Here is a 17771-nt window from a genome sequence, read left to right as displayed (position 1 = left end):
CGAACCTTGCCAGGTGCGCAACAACGACGACTTACCCGTGCCCGACGCCGCCACGCTGTTGAGCGGACTGGTGGGGAAGACGGTCCGGACGTCCACCGGGCTGACGAACACCGTTCTGGCGTTGCGCGGGGACCGCGTGCTGGTCGGCACGGATTCGTCACCGAAGGGCACCTTCGTGCCGGTCGAGGATGTGCAACGCGGTCTTGACCTGCTGTTCGCCCACCGCTCGGTCCGGATCGAACCCAAGGTCCTCAAGCACCGCAGCACCTTCGTCGGCGCGGTCCTCGCGACCCCGCCCGGCACCTCCTTCACCGCCACGCCGGTCCACGTGATTCTCGCTGACGACATGACGCCAGAACTGGCGGACGCCATGGTCGAGACCGAGCGTGCCGCGGGCCGCACCCGCCGGACCGGCCGTGGTCTGCCCCAGCCGGAGAAGGTCGTCGTCGAACGTCACGCGATGGACCTGGCTTCCGAGTACCTCACGACCCTTGGCTGGGTCGTCGAGGACGTGGGTGCGACTTGCTCCTACGACATCGACGCGACCCGTCCCGGCGAACACCTCTACGTCGAGGTCAAGGGCACCACGACAGACGGGGCCGAGGTCATCCTCACCAAGAACGAGGTCGACCTGATGAGGGAGAACTACCCGCACACCATGCTGATCGTCGTCCACGGCATCCACCTCGACCGCACCGGTGACGAGCCGCGGGCGAGTGGCGGTACCCGGAAGGTCTTCCACCCCTGGGAGGTGCGGGACGACCGGCTCAGGCCGATGGCGTTTCGGTATCGGACTCCGGAGGGGTGATGGCGCGGAGGGTGCGGAGGGGGGAGAGGACGAGCCAGGTGGCGGAGAGGAGGACGCCGGTGGCGGCTAGCCAGAGGGTGGGGCGGAGGCCGAGGAGGGTGGCGGTGATGCCTGCCAGGGTGCTGCCGAGGGCGGCGGCGCCCCAGAAGAGGAAGTTGGAGGTGGCGTTCATCCGGCCCAGCAGGGGAGTGGGGCAGAGGGCTTGTTGCACGCTGGCGTGCATGACCGTGTAGAGGGTGATGGCGACGGCGGTGCCGAAGAGGGCTACCAGATAGAACGTGAGGCGCCAGCCGGGGCCGGTCAGGGGGAACAGGAGTTGGAAGCAGCCGTTGGCCACGGCGGAGATCCAGAGCAGGCGGGCGGCTCCGATCCGGTCCGCGGCCTTGCGGGCGACCAGGGCCGCCGCGAGGGCGCCGACGACGCCCAGGGTGCTGAGCAGGCCGATCAGCCCGGCTGACAGGCCGACGTCGCGGACCAGGAAGACCACGACGATGGCCAGGTGGGCGGACTGGAACAGGCCCAGGGTCGCGTTCGCGGCGCTGGTGGCGCGCAGGACCGGGTGCCGCAGGACGAACCGCAGGCCCTCCGCGATGTCCGCGCGCATGGTGCGGCCCGGGGGCGGCGGTGGTTCCACCCGCTTGATCGACCGGAGCCAGATCGCCGACCACAGGTAGCTCAGCGCGTCCAGCAACACGGCCACCGGCGCGCCGACCCACTGCACGAGCCCGCCCGCCAGCCCCGGTGCCGCGATCGCCGCGGCGGACATGCTGGCGCGCAGTTTCGCGTTGCCCTCGACCAGGTGCTCCTTGTCCACCAACCGCGGCAGGTAGGACTGGTGCGCCACGTCGAAGAACACGGTGAACACCCCGGCGGTGAACACGGCCGCGAACAGGTGCGCCATGGTCAGGACGCCGAACACGGCCGCCAGCGGGATCGAGCCGAGCGCCACCGCCCGGCCCAGGTCGGCCACCACCATCACCGGGCGGCACCGCCACCGGTCGCACCACGCCCCGACCTGCAGCCCCACCAGCAGGAACGCCACGGTCTGCAGCGTTTTGAGCAAGGACACCTCGAACGCCGACGCGTCCAGCACCAGCACCGCGAGCAGCGGCAGCGCCAACGCGCTGACCCTGGTGCCGACCTGGCTGAGCGTGTCCGCCAGCCAGAACCGCCGGAAGTCGTGGTCCCGGAACAACCCCCTGATGATCTTCACCCACCCATGGTGCCCGGGTGGCCGGGTCGCTGAGTGGGACCAGTGTGGACTCCAGCCGTCGGATGTGCCGGTTTGTGCGGTTTTTGTTCAGTTCGGCCACCAGGTGAAACGGCCTTGACCGGGGGTGGGGGCCGGCTACGGTTCGTGTTTGTCCGCACACAGTGATCACCGGGGAGCCCAGGGATGAGCCACACCACACCGGTGCACTGGCTCGTGGGGCGAATCCGGGACCGGACGGCCAAGGGGATCGCGGTGGCTGTCGGGGAACTGATCAGGGACGGCGAGTTGCCGCCAGGGACGAGGTTGCCGACCGTGCGGGCGTTGGCCGGTGAACTCGCCGTGAGCCCGGCGACGGTGGCTGACTCGTGGGGGCGGTTGCGGGCTGAACAGCTGATCGACACCGATCGCAGGCGGGGTACCACGACGCTCGCGCCGCCGGACTCCCGGCGGCGGGACTGCTTCCCCGGGTGGGCGGCGATCGACCTCGAACAGGGGTTGCCCGACCCGGTTCTGTTGCCGCCCTTGGAAGACGCGGTGGCGGCCGGGGTGCGGACCGAGCGGCTCAACGGGTTCGAGCACGACTACATCACCCCGCGGCTGCGCGGTGCGGTGGCGACGACGTGGCCGTTCACCCCTGAGGCGTGGACGGTCGTCGCGGGTGGGTACGAGGGAACGTTGTTGGCCTGCCAGGCCGTCGCGGGGCCGGGTGAGCTGGTCGCCGTGGAGGAGCCGACCGCGCCGCGGGTGCTGGACACGTTGCGCCGGTCCGGGATCCGGTTGATCGGTGTGCGGTGCGACGACGAAGGGCCGATCCCGGCCGCTCTCGCGGAGGCGCTGGAGCACGACCCCGTGGCGTTCGTGTACCAGCCGCGCGCCCACATCCCCTTCGGGCACACCGTTTCCGCCACCCGCGCCGCCGAGCTCGCCGACGTCCTCGAGGGGCGACCCGGTATGTCCATCGTGGAGGATGACAACCTCGGGCCGCTGGCTTCCGCGCCGGTCGCCAGCATCGGTGCGCATCTGCCGGAGCGGTTGCTGCTGGTTCGCTCCTACTGCAAGGCGTACGGCCTCGAACTGCGCAGCTGCGTGGTCGCGGGCGCCCAGCACCTGGTGGAGCAGGTGCGGCACAAGCGTGGCTTCGGCCTGGTATGGGCGAGTCGGATCCTGCAGGACGCGCAGGCGTACCTCATCAACGACCCCGCGACCGGCGTCCTGCTGCGGCAGGCGAGGGAACGCTACGCCCACCGCCGCACCACCCTCGCGGAGGCGCTGCGCGACCGCGGGGTCGACGTGCGTGCTCGAGATGGGCTCGTGCTGTGGGTGCCGGTCCCCGATGAGACCAGGGCCATGGTCGCGCTGGCCGGGTTCGGGGTGTCGGTCGCGGCGGGCAGCCGCTGCTACATCGACCCGCCCGCCGAACACCACATCCGGATCGCCACCAGCCACCTGCCCGACGACCCGGCGCGCATCGCGGAGCTCGCCGACCTCGTCGCCCGCGCGGCGGCCACGGCCCCGCGCGACGAGTTCGACTGACCCACGGAGGAACCATGAGCTCACTGCGGGACTACCTCGTCCAGAAGCGCCGCGCCTGGCTGTCCAAACAGGACACGATCGCCACGGCGGACGTCCTCACCCCGACCGCCAGGGTCACCGCCGAGGGGCGCAGCGGGGTGCGCCGCATCCGGATCCGCGACCACCAGGTGCTCAGCGACAGCGCGCCGGACTACGCGGGCTACGACCTCGGACCCAGCTCCCCGGAGCTGCAGCTGGGCGTGCTCGGCAGCTGCGTCACGCACATCTTCCTGATCCAGGCGGCGGCAACCGAGGTCGTCCTGGACTCCATCGAGGTCGAGGTCACCGCCACCATCGACCCGAAGGCGGGCACCCCCGGCTTCGAGGACGTCCCGCCGTCGCCGCAGGGCATCAGCTACACCGTCCACATCGGATCACCCGCCACCGACGCCGAGCTCGACGCGCTGTTCGCCTCGGTGGAGCGGGCCTGCCCGATCCTGTCCCTGTTGACCAACCCGCAGACCATCACCGGATCCGTTGTCCGGGTGCCAGAAGACAGTGAGGAAAGAGCATGATCAGCAGACGTGGGTTGTTCGTCGCCGCGGCCGGGGCGGGCGCCACCGCCGTGCTCGCCAGTTGCGGCAGGCTCTCCGGCGAGCAGACGACGGCCGCTGCCGCCCCAGCTGAGGGGCCGATCTTTTTCGGCGTTTCGGCGCCGCTGTCGGGATCCTCGGCCGAGTACGGCAAGATCTGGCGGACCGGTTTCGACCTGGCCCTCGACGAGATCAACGGCGCGGGCGGGGTCAAGGGCCGCAAGGTCGAGCTGCTCTGGGAGGACACGCAGTCCGACCAGAAGCAGTCGGTCCCGGTGGCGCAGAAGTTCGCCGGTGACAGCCGCGTCCTCGCCGAGCTCGGTGACTTCGCCAGCCCCGCGTCGATGGCCGCCTCGCCGGTGTACGAGAAGGCGCACCTGGTGCAGTTCGGCTTCACCAACTCCCACCCGGACTTCACCAAGGGCGGCGAGTACATGTGGAGCACCTCGACCACACAGCAGGACCACGCGCCCGAGCTCGCCGAGCTCGCGAACTCGCTGGGCAAGAAGCACGCGGTGTACTACATCAACACCGACTGGGGCAAGACGACCTGGAAGCTCTACGAGGAGCACGCGAAGAAGGCGGGCTTCCAGATCGTGCACAGCGAGGCCGTGCAGGCCGACGGAGCCGACTTCCGGCCCAGCTTGATCAAGGGCCGGGACGCGGGCGCGGACGTGCTCGTGTTCATCGCCTACTACCAGGCCGCCGCATTGCTGACGCAGCAGGCGAAGAACGTCGGCCTCACGCAGACCAAGATCGCGCTGCCCAGTTCGGCGTACTCCCCGCAGTACCTCGCGCTCGGCGGCGAGGCGACCGAGGGCGCGCAGGTGATCGTCCGCTTCCACCCCGGTGACCCGCGGCCCGAGGTGCGCGACTTCGTGAAGAAGTACCAGGACCGGTACGGCAAGCAGCCCGACGACTTCGGCGCGGGCGCCTACGACGCGCTCAAGATCCTGGCCTGGGCTGTCGGGCAGAGCGACGGGACCCGTGAGGGCGTGCGGAAGGCCCTGGCCGAGGGCAAGGACATCCCGAGCCTGCTCTACGGGCCGTTCGCCTTCCGCGAGGACCGCCGGGTCAAGGTCCCGCCGTCAACCCGCCTCGTGGTCAAGGGCGGCGCCTTCACGCTCGTGGGGGCGTAGGTGCTCGACACCGCCCTGGCGGGCCTGGTCAACGGCAGCTCGTACGCGCTGCTGGCGCTCGGGCTGTCGCTGATCTTCGGCGTGGCGAACGTCATCAACTTCGCGCACGCCTCGGTGTTCGCGGTCGGCGCCATGTCCGGCTGGTGGTTCGCCGTCGACCTCGGGTGGCCGCTGTGGGCGGTCGTCCTCGGGGTCGCGGTGGTCACCGGCCTGCTCGGGCTGGTGATCAACGTGGTCGCGGTGACCCCGTTGGCGAAGGCGCCGCCGATCGCAGCGCTGCTGTCGACGTTCGCGGTCTCGGTGGTGGTGGACAACGGTGCCCAGTTGGTGTTCGGCCCGGAAACACGGCGGTTCCCCGCCTTGCTGGCCACGGACAACCTCGGCCTCGGTGGGCTGCGCTTCGGCACGCTCGACGTCACGATCCTGGTGGTGGCCGTCGGGTTGATGTTGCTGCTGGGCTGGTTCCTGCGGTCCAGTCGCTACGGGCGGGCGATCCGCGCGGTGGCCCAGGACCGGGACGCGGCGGCGCAGATGGGCATCCCGTTGGCGCGCGTGCAGAACCTGGCGTTTGTTGTCGCTTCGGTGCTCGGTGGCGTCGCAGGCGTGCTCGGCGGGATGTACCTGAACAACATCTCGCCGACCGTCGGGTCGACCGTGGGCATGTCGGCCTTCGCCGCGGCGACGCTGGGCGGGTTGGGCAGTTTGCCCGGCGCGGTCGCGGGAGGGTTGCTGCTGGGTGTGGTCGAGGCGTTCGGGGTGTCGTGGTGGGGCGGCAACGCCCGCACGCTGATCACCTTCGCCGTGTTGCTGATCGTGTTGTGGGTACGGCCTTCCGGGCTGTTCGGCAAGCGGGCGCCGCTGGCGGCGGAACCCATGACGGGCACGTTCTTCGGTGCTGCGCGGACCATCCAGCTGCGGCCGTGGCAGGTCGCTGTCGCGGCGGTGGCGGCTTACGTGGTGCCCGCGGTGGCGTTGGACGACTACACCGTGCAGATCGGTGTTCAGGTGGTCGTGTACGCCATCCTGGCGCTGTCGTTGACGCTGGTCTCCGGCCAGGCCGGGCAGATCTCCTTGGGGCAGGCGGCGCCGCTGGCGATCGGCGCCTACACCTCGGCGCTGCTGACGACGTCCACCGGACTCGACTTCTGGCTGAGCCTGCCGATAGCCGGTGTTGTGGCCGCGGTGTTGAGCGTGGTTCTGGTGTCGCCGTCGTGGCGGCTGCGCGGGCACTACGTGTCCATCGCGACCCTTGCGACCGGGCTGCTCGTGGCGGCTGCCGCGGTGAACTTCGACTGGCTGACCAACGGACCGTCCGGGGTGGCGGCCATCCCGCCGCCCACGCTGTTCGGGGCTCCGGTGAGCGCGCCACTGGCGGTCTACTTCCTGGACCTGACGATCCTGTTGGTCGTCCTGCTCCTGGTTGTCCGGTTGCGACGGTCCACATTGGGCAGGATCTGGTCGGCCGTGCGCGAGGACGAGGTCGCCGCGCGGTCGAGCGGGATCGCCGTGGCGGACTACAAGTCGCTGGCGTTCGGCATCGGGGGGTTCGTCGCGGGGATCGGCGGCGCGCTGTTCGCCCAGCAGTACAGCTACATCGATCCGAGCGTGTTCGGCATCTCGGTGTCACTGCTGGCGTTGACGATCGTGGTGCTCGGCGGACTCAACTCGCCGTTGGGCGCGGTGGTGGGCGCGATCGTTCTGGTCGGGTTGCCCGAGGCGCTGCGGATGCTGCAGGAGACCCGGATGCTGGCGTACGGGGTGCTCCTTCTCGCGGTCGTGCTGTTGCGCCCGCAGGGGCTGATGGGGAAGGTGGCGCGATGACGGTCCTGGAGGTCAGCGGTCTGCGCCGCTCCTTCGCCGGTCTGCGGGCGGTCGACGGGGTGTCGTTCACCGTCGAGCCGGGGGAGGTGGTGAGCATCATCGGCCCGAACGGCTCCGGCAAGACGACAGCGCTGAACCTGGTCAGCGGGGTGCTGCGGCCCGACGCCGGTCAGGTCCGCTTCCAAGGGCGTGATGTGACGGGCTGGCGGCCGGAGCGGTTGGCGCAGGCCGGTCTGTCGCGCACCTTCCAGAACGGGCGGGTGTTCGGCAACCTGACGGTCGCGGAGAACGTCCTGATAGGACTGACCCCGACGCTGGTCGCCGCCAGGCCGCTGGCCCGGTGGCGGAACGTGCCCGTCCTGCGGTGGCTCTCGCTGCTCGCCGAGACGGCTGTCGCGCTGGTGGACCCGCCCGCCACCCGCCGCGAACTCACCGACCGGCAAGCCCGGGTATCCGAACAGCTGGAGCGCTTCGGCGACCGCCTGACCCCGCGGGCCGACGTCCCCGCGCACACGCTGTCGTACGCGAACCGGCGGCGCACCGAGATCGCCCGGGCGTTGGCATCGGGGCCCGCGCTGCTGGTGCTGGACGAACCGACGGCCGGGATGAACCCGGCTGAGACCGGGGAGGTGCTGGAGCAGTTGCTCGAGCTCAAGGCCGCCGGGCAGACCGTGCTGCTGGTGGAGCACAAGATCGACCTGGTCATGCGGCTCTCGGACCGGGTGCTGGTGCTCGACGCGGGCTCGGTGATCGCGTCCGGCCCGCCGGAGCAGGTGCGGGCCGATCCCCGGGTCATCGAGGCGTACCTGGGCAAGCGCCGGACGGCGGTGCGCCCGTGAGCCTGCTGGAACTGGACTCGGTGTCGGTGTTCTACGGCCAAACCCAGGCGCTGCACGAGATCAGCCTGGTCGTCGAGCCGGGGGAGATCGTCTGCCTGCTCGGCGGGAACGCCTCGGGCAAGTCGACCACGATGAAGACGATCCTCGGCCTCATCACCCCGCGCTCCGGCGAGATCCGGCTCGCGGGTGAACGGGTGACCCGCTCAACTCCCGCCGCCCGCATCCGCCGAGGCCTGGCATCGGTGCCGGAAGCCCGCCGGGTCTTCCCCGAGATGTCCGTCGAGGACAACCTCTTGACCGGCGCCTTCACCCGCCGCACCGGCGTCCGCGCCGAACTCGCCTCGGTCTACGACGCGTTCCCGCGGCTGGCCGAACGCAAGCGCCAACCCGCGGGCACCCTGTCCGGCGGCGAACAGCAGATGCTGGCGTTCGGTCGGGCCCTGATGAGCGCACCCACCCTGATCTGCATGGACGAGCCGACCATGGGCCTGGCCCCGATCTTCGTGGACCGGGTGCTCGACCTGATCGCCGCCCTCAACCGGGACCGCGGTCTGGCGGTCCTCATGGTGGAGCAGAACGCCGAACTGGCCCTCTCCATCGCCCACCGCGGCTACGTCCTCAACACCGGCCACCTGGTCCTCGACGGTCCAGCCCCCTCCCTCATCGACAACCCCGCCATCCGCACCGCCTACCTCGGGGCGTGACGGCTACCCGCCGCCAAGGCCTTTGAGGAGCCCTTCGATGACCTGGGCGAGGATGCCGCTCTCCGAGATGGCGTTCAGTGCGCCCTTGCCGTCCTTGAGGTGTGACTCGACGTGCTTGCGGATCTGCCGCAGCCTTTTGTCCGCCTGGTGCGGTGTGGCCGCCGTGCACGCCGTGAGCAGCGCGGCGAAGAACTTCGCCAGGCGCTCGCTGTCGTCCCCGTCGGGGAGGTCCCGCAGGGAGAAGACGGCAGTCCGGTCCTTCTCCCACGGATCCGCCGACACGAGGACGAGGGGGAACCGGTCGAGCGGGAGTTGGAGCGAGTTGGCCAGGCTGTAGGCGTTCGCGGCACCCAACCGCTCGGCGTGCGGGGTGTGCAGGTAGCTCAACCCGTCGTGGGTGTCGGGGGCAGCCGGGTCGTCGGCACGCCACGCCACGAGGGTGACCGACGTGTACGGCCCGCTCATGTCGTCGAGCATCGCGGGGTTGTCGCGAACGAACGCGGCTGTGGCGCGGTCCAACTCCGTGGCGTTGCCGCACAACACCAACACGTACGCGCCAGGCTTGTACCGTTCCCGTTGCTCGGCCCAGTAGTCGAGCAGGCCGGACAGGTCAACCTTCTTGATGCTCACGCTCGTATCCGCTTCTGTGTAACTGTGAGGTCACGGTGTACTGCTCTGCTCCCGAGACCATGCTCGCGGCCATCACCCAATACTCGTCCCAACGGTGCTGTGCATGGGCTTCGCCCGCGAACGCGCGCGCGAACCTCAGCACCGGCAGGACATCGCGGTGATCCGGGAAGAAGTCCGCTGCCGGGACGTTGAACATGATCTTCGGGTCCGCGCTGATGACGGGGAAGTGCGACTGCCACTCGACGAGCAGGGTCGGGTGGACGATCACCGGTCCGTTGCCGTCGGCGCTGCGGAAGAGGACGAGCCCCCACTCCTCGCCCATCAGCAACGCGTGGTTGAGCACCTGGTCAGACCGCTTGGTCAGCAGGCGCAGGCAGACGAGCAAGCTTTCGAGACTGCCCAGCGTGCACACGAGCACGACGCGACCGCTCGCCCAGCGGTCCAGCTCGGCCGTGATCACGTCGCCGAGCGGTGTCGCGGCGCCGTCCCGGTCGGTGTCCGTGGGCAGCAGGCTCGGCCCGCCGTCGACGGACACGGTCGCCGACCGGTCGGGGTCAACGGCGTCCAGGGCTGAGGCGAGCCGGTCGATCGGGCCGGTGAACTCCACGGGGACGCGTGAGTCCGGGCGGTAGGCCAGTATCCGGAAGCTGCGCGCGGGCGTGGTGATGTCACCGTCGCCGCCGCGGAGTTCGACGGGGCCGTCGAAGGTGTTCTTGTCGACCAGGATGAAGTCCACACCGGGGCACGAGTCGGCGTCCACCTCGGCGAAGGGGAGGCGCCGGGATCCGGTGACGGCGGGTCGGATCGCGACCCCGCTGAATCCGCCGAGCGCCACGTGAAGGGTCTCTCGGGTGACGCTCGTGGACAGCGTGCGGATGGCCTCGGCCACGCACTGCTCGAGCGCGTCCGCCGCGGGCAGGTCGACGAAAGCGAGTCCGGCCAGCGGCGGGGGGAGTGCAGGCCTGATCCGCGCGTCCCCGTCGACCAGCAGGTGGCGGCCAGCCCAGGCCACGACCGCGTCGGGGGAGGATGCCGCGAACGCTTCGACGATGGTCCGCAGACGCCCGTCCGGCGCGTTCCCCGGATCCGACAGGTAGTCGTAGAGCATGCCGGGGTTGTGCAGCGCGAAGGTGGGCCAGTCCTGGAGGATGCCCGTCTGCAACGCCCGTGCGGCGACCGCCCGTATCGCCTGGGTCCGCACGCGCGCCTCGATGTCCCGCCGGGGGAGCAGGGCCTCGAAGATCCGGTAGGCCTCCTGGTAGAAGGCGGGGAGCGACTTCTCGGCGGCCTTGAGCTGCTCACCTTCCAGTCCCGCCAACCCGCAGCTCGTGGCGGCCGCCTCCTGCACGAGCCGACTCGCGTCGAACAGGAGGGTGCGGCAGATCGGCAGGTGCGGGTTCCCCTCCGTGTCCCACGGGAGGTGCAGGTGCGTCTCGATCGCCTGCTGGAGCAAGCCGTAGGGCGTCGTGGTCGCGAGGGTGAAGTGGGTCTTCTCGTGGTTGAGCACGGTCAGCAGCGTTGTCGGGTCCTGGACCACGTCCAACGACACGAACGCCGTGCCCTGCAGGTTGTACCAGCCCAGGCAGCGTTCGTCGCGCATCCGATCGCTCCCGCTGGACGAGGTGACCCGCGTGGGTCCGGCACCAACATCATCACCGGGGGAACCCGCCGCGTTACAGCCGGGCAGGTGCGAGGATTGTTCGAGGTGGGAGCGGGTGGCAGGGTGTCGGGGTGATCTCGGGTAGCGACTTCCACCACGTGTTGCGGGCGGCGATCGAGCGCAGCGGGCTGGGGTTGGAGCGCGTCCGGTACCACCTGCTGCAGCGCGGGTGCCGGGTCAGTGTGGCCACGTTGAGCCACTGGCAGTCCGGGAGGCGCAAGCCCGAGCGCCAGGGGTCGTTGCACGCGGTGGTGTTGCTGGAGGAGGTGCTCTCCGTTCCCGAGGGGACCCTGGCGGCAGCGTTGGGGCCGCCTCGGCTGAGGGGGCCGCGGCAGCAGCGGCGGGTGGCAGCTGATGTGGTGTGGCCGGGGGAGCCCCAGGTGTTGCCGTTGTTGGGGGAGGTTGATGGGGAGGACGAGTTCTTGGTGCGGCTGAGCCACCAGGACGTGGTGCGGATGGGGGCCGACGGGGCCGAGGTGTCCATGGTGGTGCGGTTGGTGGTCCGCGCGGCGCGGTCGGGGGTGTCGCGGCTGCCAGTGGTGTCGGTGCTCGACGGGCCGCATCCGACTGGGCAGTGGGTTCGGCCGGTGAGGCACTGCGCGGTGGGGGAGACGCGGTACCTGCCGGAGTCCGGGTGCCTGGTGGCGTCGCTGGTGTTCGACCGGGAGCTCGACCGGGGTGAGGTGATCATGGTCGAGTACGAGGTGGTCAACCCGGTCGGGGCGCCGCCGTCGGTGCGGTCGGAGCGCAAGCTGCGGTTCCCGGTGCGGGAGTACTTCGTGGAGGTCGCCTTCGCCGCCGAGTTGGTGCCGAGCCGGTGCCGGTGGCGCATCGTGGACGGTGCCGGGGTCGCGCGCGGCGGTGGGTTGCGGTTGGACAACGCCAACACCGCGCAGTTCGCCGTGTCCGGTGCCGAGCCCGGAACCTACGCCGTGCACTGGGACTGGTGACCGGCCCGGGGGACGCCGCGGCGCCCCCCGGGCTGGAGATCAGCCAGTGGCGTTCGACAGGATCCACTGGCGGTAGGTGTACACGTTCACGTGGCCGGACGTGCCCGCGTTGGTGTCACCGTAGGAGTGCACACCGATGAGCTTGCCGTTCTGGAACACCGGACCGCCGGAATCGCCGGGACCGGTGTAGCCGTTGCCCTGGGTGGCATCGATGAAGCCGCTGCTGACGCGGGTGATCCGCATCGTCGCGACCTTGAGGTACCGCGAGTCGCGCGCCGACTCGGTGCGCCCGAACCCGTAGACCTGCTCGGAGCTGCCCGTGGACGGCTGGGTGGTGGTCAGCGACGCGTAGGTCGTGGTCACCGGGCTGTTGAGCTGGTACAGGATGATGTCGGCCGACGGGTGCGAGATCGACCGGACCGCGGTGCGCTGCTGACCCGCGTTGCGGTCGATGTTGCCGATGTGGAACCGGTTCGCGCTGTTGGCGCAGTGCTTCGCGGTGATCACCCACCGGGCGGCGATGATCGACCCGGAGCAGTTCTGCTGGCCGTTGACCATGATCGCGACCGCCCACGGGCCGGTCTGGGCGTACCCGCCGCCGATGATCGCGGGCTGGGCGGCGGCCGGGACCGCCGCACCGGTCAGCGCGAGGGCGACCACGCCGAGCAGTAACTTCTTGACACGCAACGGATTCTCCTCGGAGTCAGAGTGGAAATCGCAGGGTGACTCGATGAAATCGCGCCCGGGAACGGGGCGTGCCAACGACTGTAAGCACGGCGAGAACAGCCGCTCAAGACTGGGAAAAGCACAGTTGGGCCGGGGGAATCGGTGACCAGCGCATTTCCGGGGCAATCCGTATAAAGTAAAAGGCCGCGCCCCCGAGGGAGCGCGGCCTTTGGCGGAGCTGATCACCAGGTGCTGGACTCCACCGAGATCACCGGGACCAGCTCGTTGCCCAACAGCTCCAGGAAGCTCACCACCTCCGCGGCGACCGAGCGGTGCTGGCGATCGTTGAGCACGTCGTGGTGCGCGCCGCGCACGACCGAGAGCCGGGCCCTCGGCCACGCCTTCACCGCGGCGGCCAGCGCCGCGCGGTCGGCCAGCGGGTCCTCGTCGCCGACCAGCACGAGCCGGGGGACCTCCACGGCAGCGCCCGAGGCGAGGTCGGTCAACTCCTCGGGCAGCGCTTCTGCGAGAGCGCCGCGCTGGACACCCGAGTCGCCGCTGAGCACGTTGCGGTGCACGGGGCAGGACGTCCGCACGTCCAACTCCTCGTCCCAGCTGCCCGTGGCGGCGGCGCCGTGCCCGGGGAGCCCGGCCAGCACGGCGGCCTCCGGCCACCAGGCAGCGGTCGTGTCGTGCCGCTCCAGCAGCGCCTCGACCACCGCCGCGCCCGTGTCGGCGCCGAGGAGCACCAGCGGCCGGACGAGCTCGGGCAACGAGTCGGCCAGCTCGGCGGCGAAGCGGTCCAGCGAACCGGCGACATCGGCCGGGTCGATCAGGGGGCCGTCGACCACGCGCACGCGGTAAGCCTCGGCGGCCAGGCGCGCGCCGAGCCGCGAGTAGCTCGCCCTGGTCTCGCCTCGACCGGGCACGACCACGACGGTGCCGCGCGTGCGCGGCCCCTCGGGTCCTGGGAAGTCGGTGTACCGACTCACCTCACACTCCTTCCAGCTCGGGTGCGGCCGCGGGCTTCCAGCCCAGGGCCGGGGCGACCTCGGTCGCGATGAGTTCCAGGGCCCGGATCGCCGCGTCCTGATCCGGGATGGCGGGGTTGAACTGCGTGATCAGGTCGGTCGCCACCGGCAGCACCCGTTCCTGGCGCAGCTCCGAGATGATCTCGTCGGGGTGCCCGTAGAACGAGTGGAACCGGCGCAGCGCCTCCTCGACACCGAGGCCCGCGGGGAAACCGCCGCGCTCACCGAAGCGCAGGGCGGCCCGGTGCACGTCGTCGCCGATCTGCTCCAGCGCGGTGCGCCGGTCCTTGGCGGGGAAGACGAACCGGGACAACCCGATGCGGGGCGTTCGCGGTGCTGTCCACGCGGCCAGGTACGCGTCGGCCCACGGCCGCTGGACCTCGTCGGTGGGCTCGTCGTAGCCGTACGCGGCGCGGTTGAGCAACAGGTTCGACCCGGCCGCCGCCGCGTACTCGGCTCCAGGGCCGCTGAACACGCCCTGCCAGATCCGGTCGGTGAAGTCGGCAGCGGGCGGTTGGATGGTGAAGCCGGGCGCGCCGACCTCCTGGTTGGCCAAGGCCGCGCGCAGCACCGCCAGGTTCTCGGTCGTCAACTCACGCCTGCGCTCGACGTCACGACCGAACGCCGCGTACTCCACGTCGCTGCCGCCACTGCCGACACCGAGCTCGACCCGCCCACCGCTGAGCGTGTCCACAACGGACACATCCTCCGCGAGCCGAACCGGATCCTCCAACGGCAAGATCGTGATGGCCGTGCCCAACCGGATCCGTTTGGTGTTGGCCGCCGCATGCGCCAAGAACGGCCACGGCGACGGCAGCCCACCGCCCCCGCCGGGAACGTGGTGCTGAGCCACCCACCCGACGTCGAACCCGAGCTCATCGGCGACGACGAACAGTTCCTGGGCATTGCGGTAGGTCCGTGCGGCATCGTGATCGCGGCCTTGGACGTGGGACAGGAATCCGAGTCGGAAACTCATGCCGGGCTCCCGACTCCGATGACCCGCACGCCCCGGACGAGGTCGAGGGCCGTGCTGCGGTTGGGCAGGGCCGTGTCCTGCCGGGCGACGTGTTGGTCGGTGCGGATCGTGGTGTTGAACGGCTGCGGTTGGCAGGCCGCTTGTGCCGCGGGGCCCCGGCTCTGGACTTGGGGCAGGAATGCGAGTCTGATGGTCATACTGGGCTCCCGACCAGCTCGGCGACGTGTACGCCCAGGGTTCGGTCGAGGACCGCGGCCGCGCCGCCGTCGGGCAGGTCTGTGCCTCGCCAGGCGACGTGTTGGTCGGGGCGGATGAGGACGTTGGTGGTCCCGTAGAGGTTCCGGGCCGCTGGGTCGGTCAGGTGGACGACGGTGAAGGGCAGTGACCGCAGGGCGGCTTGGGCCACGAATGCTTGCTCGACGGTTCGGTCTTCGGTTAGCACGATTAGGGCGAAGGCGTTGCCGATCCTGTCGTAGAGGGTGCCGCCGTAGGGGTCTACTTGGCCGTTGGGTGCGCGGTGGCCTGGGCGGGGGTCGTCGGTGTAGATGTCTGGTTGCCAGGGGGGTTCGGCGGCTAGTTGGCCGTCTTCGTACCAGATCACCGAGGAGTCGTCGTAGCGCTCGTCGAAGGTGACTCCGTCCGCGCCGATGCGCCCCGCCGCGATGAGGGCGCCGATCTCGGAGCGGCGCCGTTGGGCGTCGGCACTGTTGTCGGTGTCGTCGGGGACGCCGATTTCCCTTACCCGAGCCAATGTCGCTTGACCGCGCCGCGACCGGTCGAGTGCGTGGTCGGCGATGCGCCAGTTGTGCTTGCGCCGCTCCTGGTCGTAGGAGTCCAAGATGGACTCCGAGGCTTGACCCGCCAGCACGGCGGCGAGTTTCCAGCCCAGGTTGACCACATCGCCGAAGCCCTCACCCAGGTTCCCGCCGGGGGTGCGCACGTGGGCGGCGTCGCCCGCGAGCAGAACCCGCCCGGCCCGGAAGGTCTCGGCGATCCGGGTCGCGTGGTAGAAGGTGGTCGCGGACCGCAGTTCCAGGTCGAGGTCGAACCCGAACGCCGCTTGGGCCGTGGCCAGCAGTTCCGCTTCCGACGGTTCGTGGTCCAGCGGGAATGGTCCCGCGTACACCCGCCACTCGCGGGTGCTGACCGCCGCCAGGAAACCGTCCGCGTGCTGGTTGAACACGATGTTGGTGCCGCTGGGTGCCGGGCCGACCCGCTCCGAGATGTCGCCGGTGCGCACGATCAGCCGCAACCGCTTCTCCGTGGCGCGTTCCCCTTCGCGGGCGATGCCCGCGAGCGCCCGCACGGTGCTGCTGCCGCCGTCCGCGCCGATCACGTACTTCGCCCGGATCCGCCGACCGCCGACCACCGCGTCCACACCGTCGGCGTCTTGGCGCAGTTCGGTCAGCGGTACCCCGCCCGCCACGCTCACCCCCTGGTGCGCGAGGTGGCGCAGGAACACCTGCTGCAGCGCGCTTTGCGGTCGGCGCAACGCCTCTTCCGCCGAGTGCCGGGACGCGCCGGTGAACTCCGGGCGCCGGTTGGGCACCAGTTCGTGGCCCACCAGCGAGGTGACCAGCCGGATGCCCCGGTTCCACTCGGGCGGGAAGGTCCACTCGTCGCGGATCGACTGCAGCACGCCCCAGCGGCGGAAGTGCTCGACCACGCGGGGCGTGTGCCCCATGGCACCCGCGCGGACCAGCGTCGCGCCCTCGGCCCGGTCGACCACGGCCACCTCGACACCGCGACCGCTCAACTCGAGCGCCGCCGAGAGTCCGACCGGGCCCGCGCCGACCACCAGCACGTCGACCCGCTCCGGCGGTGTGGCGACCGGGAAGCGCACGGTGTGCACGTCGCGCCCGCCGGTGGGGGAGTCGGCCGACATCAGGCGTCCACCAGGGCCTGCGTGTGCCGGTTGGCCGGGATCGGCAGGCCGAGGTTGCCGCGCAGCGTGTCCGCCTCGTACTCGGTGCGGTACAGGCCGCGCGCCTGCAGCAGCGGCACGACCCCGTCGACGAACGCGGCCAGGTCGTCGTTGTTGCGGAAAGCCAGGTTGATGCCGTCGAAGGTGCCCGCGGCGAACCAGTGCTCGATGGCGTCGGCGACGGTGGCTGGCGCGCCGACGAACGGCGACTTTCGGTGCTCGTTGAACGTCTCCACGACCTGGCGCAGCGTCAACCCGCCCGCCTCGGCCCTGGCGATGATCCGCGCCGCCCCGGTCCGCCCGCCGCGCTCGGCCAGGTGCGCCACGTCGGGGAAGGGCGCGTCCGGGTCGTACTGGCTGAAGTCGTGCGCGCCGAACGCCCGGCCGAGTAGGCCGACGTTGCGGTCGAAGTCGTTGTCCTCGGCCACGATCTCCCGCTCGCGCCGCCGCGCCGCCTCGTCGGTACCGCCGACGATGGGACCGCCGTGGATGAAGATCTTGATGTGGTCGGGGTCGCGCCCTGCCTCGGCGGTGCGGCGCTTGATGTCGGCGTAGTACGCCTGAGCGTCCTCAATGGACCCGCCCGGCGCGTAGATGCCCTCGGCGACCTGCGCGGCGAGGTTGCGGCCCTCCTCGGACACCCCGGCCTGGAAGATCACCGGCTGGCCCTGCGGCGACCGGGACAGGTTCAACGGCCCGTCGACGCGGAAGTGTTCGCCGACGTGGTTGAGCGCGTGCAGCTTCGTCGGGTCGAGGAACACGTTGGCCTCGACGTCGGCGGGGAATGCGTCGTCCTCGTAGGAGTCCCACAGGCCCCGGATGACCTGGACCGCCTCCAGCGCGCGGCCGTAGCGGGTCGCGTAGTCGAGGTGCTCCTCCAGTCCGTAGTTGCGGCTGGTCCCGGTGTCGAAGCTGGTGACCACGTTCCACCCGGCGCGGCCGCCGCTGATGTGGTCGAGCGACCCGAACCGGCGGGCGAGGTTGAACGGCGAGTTGTAGGTGGAGCTCGCGGTGCCGACCAGGCCGATGTACTTGGTGTGGGTGGCCACCGCCGACAGCAGGGTCAGCGGTTCCAGCCGGTTGAGGTAGTGCGAGGGGTAGGTGTGGTTGATGAACTGGCTGTCCACGATGAACAGCGCGTCGAACAGCGCCCACTCGGCCGCCTGGGCCTGCTGGATGTAGTAGTTGATGTCGATGCTGGCGTTCTTCGCGATGCTGGGGTCCTTCCACAGGCCGTGGTGGCCGGGACCGCCCACCCCGTAGGGGTGCAGCGCGAGGTGGATCTTGCGGGTCATCTTGGGTCTT

Annotated in this window: 17 protein-coding genes; 8 read left to right on the top strand and 9 right to left on the bottom strand. The window is 70.5% G+C overall.

Annotated elements, in window-relative coordinates; translation table 11 throughout:
• The first annotated feature begins 13 nt into the window (after window positions 1–13).
• Window positions 14–808: a protein NO VEIN domain-containing protein gene (locus tag JOD54_RS35790; RefSeq protein WP_204454020.1), complete on the top strand. Its 795-nt coding sequence runs from the start codon at window positions 14–16 to the stop codon at window positions 806–808.
• Here JOD54_RS35790 and JOD54_RS25815 read toward each other — a convergent pair.
• Window positions 768–2021: an MFS transporter gene (locus tag JOD54_RS25815; RefSeq protein WP_307860274.1), complete on the bottom strand. Its 1254-nt coding sequence runs from the start codon at window positions 2019–2021 to the stop codon at window positions 768–770. The two genes, JOD54_RS35790 and JOD54_RS25815, sit on opposite strands and share 41 nt — an antisense overlap.
• A gap of 183 nt (window positions 2022–2204) precedes the next feature.
• Between JOD54_RS25815 and JOD54_RS25810 the strand changes: the two genes are divergently transcribed.
• The 6 genes from JOD54_RS25810 to JOD54_RS25785 are packed head-to-tail and all read left to right on the top strand — an operon-like array spanning window position 2205 to window position 8629.
• On the top strand, window positions 2205–3554 hold the full coding sequence (locus JOD54_RS25810; RefSeq protein ID WP_204454018.1) for an aminotransferase class I/II-fold pyridoxal phosphate-dependent enzyme: 1350 nt from the start codon (window positions 2205–2207) through the stop codon (window positions 3552–3554).
• A gap of 14 nt (window positions 3555–3568) precedes the next feature.
• Entirely contained in the window at window positions 3569–4108 is a 540-nt protein-coding gene (locus JOD54_RS25805; RefSeq protein ID WP_204454016.1) for an OsmC family protein, read from the top strand.
• Window positions 4105–5265, top strand: coding sequence for an ABC transporter substrate-binding protein (locus JOD54_RS25800; protein WP_204454013.1), 1161 nt, complete (start codon window positions 4105–4107; stop codon window positions 5263–5265). The genes JOD54_RS25805 and JOD54_RS25800 overlap by 4 nt, the downstream gene beginning before the upstream one ends.
• Entirely contained in the window at window positions 5266–7086 is a 1821-nt protein-coding gene (locus JOD54_RS25795; protein ID WP_204454011.1) for an ABC transporter permease, read from the top strand.
• Window positions 7083–7925, top strand: coding sequence for an ABC transporter ATP-binding protein (locus tag JOD54_RS25790; protein ID WP_204454009.1), 843 nt, complete (start codon window positions 7083–7085; stop codon window positions 7923–7925). Before JOD54_RS25795 ends, JOD54_RS25790 begins: the two co-directional genes overlap by 4 nt.
• Window positions 7922–8629 (top strand): ABC transporter ATP-binding protein, encoded by a 708-nt coding sequence (locus tag JOD54_RS25785; RefSeq protein WP_204454007.1) that lies wholly within the window; start codon window positions 7922–7924, stop codon window positions 8627–8629. The genes JOD54_RS25790 and JOD54_RS25785 overlap by 4 nt, the downstream gene beginning before the upstream one ends.
• A gap of 3 nt (window positions 8630–8632) precedes the next feature.
• On the opposite strand, the gene JOD54_RS25780 is transcribed toward JOD54_RS25785, so the two are convergent.
• Window positions 8633–9259: a hypothetical protein gene (locus tag JOD54_RS25780; RefSeq protein WP_204454004.1), complete on the bottom strand. Its 627-nt coding sequence runs from the start codon at window positions 9257–9259 to the stop codon at window positions 8633–8635.
• On the bottom strand, window positions 9240–10859 hold the full coding sequence (locus tag JOD54_RS25775; RefSeq protein ID WP_204454002.1) for a hypothetical protein: 1620 nt from the start codon (window positions 10857–10859) through the stop codon (window positions 9240–9242). The genes JOD54_RS25780 and JOD54_RS25775 overlap by 20 nt, the downstream gene beginning before the upstream one ends.
• A gap of 131 nt (window positions 10860–10990) precedes the next feature.
• Between JOD54_RS25775 and JOD54_RS25770 the strand changes: the two genes are divergently transcribed.
• Window positions 10991–11869, top strand: a complete 879-nt coding sequence (locus tag JOD54_RS25770; RefSeq protein WP_204454000.1) for an XRE family transcriptional regulator — start codon at window positions 10991–10993, stop codon at window positions 11867–11869.
• A 39-nt stretch (window positions 11870–11908) separates the two neighbouring features.
• Here the strand turns inward: JOD54_RS25770 and JOD54_RS25765 are convergent, their stop codons facing one another.
• The 6 genes from JOD54_RS25765 to JOD54_RS25740 form a co-directional block, all read right to left on the bottom strand.
• Entirely contained in the window at window positions 11909–12556 is a 648-nt protein-coding gene (locus tag JOD54_RS25765; RefSeq protein WP_204453998.1) for a S1 family peptidase, read from the bottom strand.
• A gap of 221 nt (window positions 12557–12777) precedes the next feature.
• A complete protein-coding gene (locus JOD54_RS25760; protein WP_204453995.1) occupies window positions 12778–13527 on the bottom strand; it encodes an alpha/beta hydrolase in 750 nt (249 codons plus the stop codon).
• 1 nt (window position 13528) lies between these two features.
• Window positions 13529–14542 (bottom strand): LLM class flavin-dependent oxidoreductase, encoded by a 1014-nt coding sequence (locus tag JOD54_RS25755; RefSeq protein WP_204453993.1) that lies wholly within the window; start codon window positions 14540–14542, stop codon window positions 13529–13531.
• Entirely contained in the window at window positions 14539–14739 is a 201-nt protein-coding gene (locus tag JOD54_RS25750; RefSeq protein ID WP_204453991.1) for a hypothetical protein, read from the bottom strand. The genes JOD54_RS25755 and JOD54_RS25750 overlap by 4 nt, the downstream gene beginning before the upstream one ends.
• Window positions 14736–16427 carry an FAD-dependent monooxygenase gene (locus tag JOD54_RS25745; protein WP_204453988.1) on the bottom strand — a complete coding sequence of 564 codons (1692 nt, stop codon included), beginning with the start codon at window positions 16425–16427 and terminating at the stop codon, window positions 14736–14738. The genes JOD54_RS25750 and JOD54_RS25745 overlap by 4 nt, the downstream gene beginning before the upstream one ends.
• Window positions 16427–17761 (bottom strand): NtaA/DmoA family FMN-dependent monooxygenase, encoded by a 1335-nt coding sequence (locus JOD54_RS25740; protein WP_204453986.1) that lies wholly within the window; start codon window positions 17759–17761, stop codon window positions 16427–16429. Before JOD54_RS25740 ends, JOD54_RS25745 begins: the two co-directional genes overlap by 1 nt.
• Between the last annotated feature and the right edge of the window lie 10 nt (window positions 17762–17771).

Source organism: Actinokineospora baliensis, from assembly GCF_016907695.1.
GTDB classification, from domain to species: Bacteria; Actinomycetota; Actinomycetes; order Mycobacteriales; family Pseudonocardiaceae; genus Actinokineospora; species Actinokineospora baliensis.
Note: the sequence above shows the minus strand (reverse complement) of the source record. Positions and strands in the feature narration are given on the sequence as shown.

Bases quoted from the DNA above. Each gene is read 5' to 3' on its own strand.
- JOD54_RS25810 (WP_204454018.1), top strand. From the start codon at position 2,205: ATGAGCCACACCACACCGGTGCACTGGCTCGTGGGGCGAATCCGGGAC.
- JOD54_RS25805 (WP_204454016.1), top strand. From the start codon at position 3,569: ATGAGCTCACTGCGGGACTACCTCGTCCAGAAGCGCCGCGCCTGGCTG.
- JOD54_RS25800 (WP_204454013.1), top strand. From the start codon at position 4,105: ATGATCAGCAGACGTGGGTTGTTCGTCGCCGCGGCCGGGGCGGGCGCC.
- JOD54_RS25790 (WP_204454009.1), top strand. From the start codon at position 7,083: ATGACGGTCCTGGAGGTCAGCGGTCTGCGCCGCTCCTTCGCCGGTCTG.
- JOD54_RS25775 (WP_204454002.1), bottom strand. From the start codon at position 10,859: ATGCGCGACGAACGCTGCCTGGGCTGGTACAACCTGCAGGGCACGGCG.
- JOD54_RS25755 (WP_204453993.1), bottom strand. From the start codon at position 14,542: ATGAGTTTCCGACTCGGATTCCTGTCCCACGTCCAAGGCCGCGATCAC.
- JOD54_RS25750 (WP_204453991.1), bottom strand. From the start codon at position 14,739: ATGACCATCAGACTCGCATTCCTGCCCCAAGTCCAGAGCCGGGGCCCC.
- JOD54_RS25745 (WP_204453988.1), bottom strand. From the start codon at position 16,427: ATGTCGGCCGACTCCCCCACCGGCGGGCGCGACGTGCACACCGTGCGC.
- JOD54_RS25740 (WP_204453986.1), bottom strand. From the start codon at position 17,761: ATGACCCGCAAGATCCACCTCGCGCTGCACCCCTACGGGGTGGGCGGT.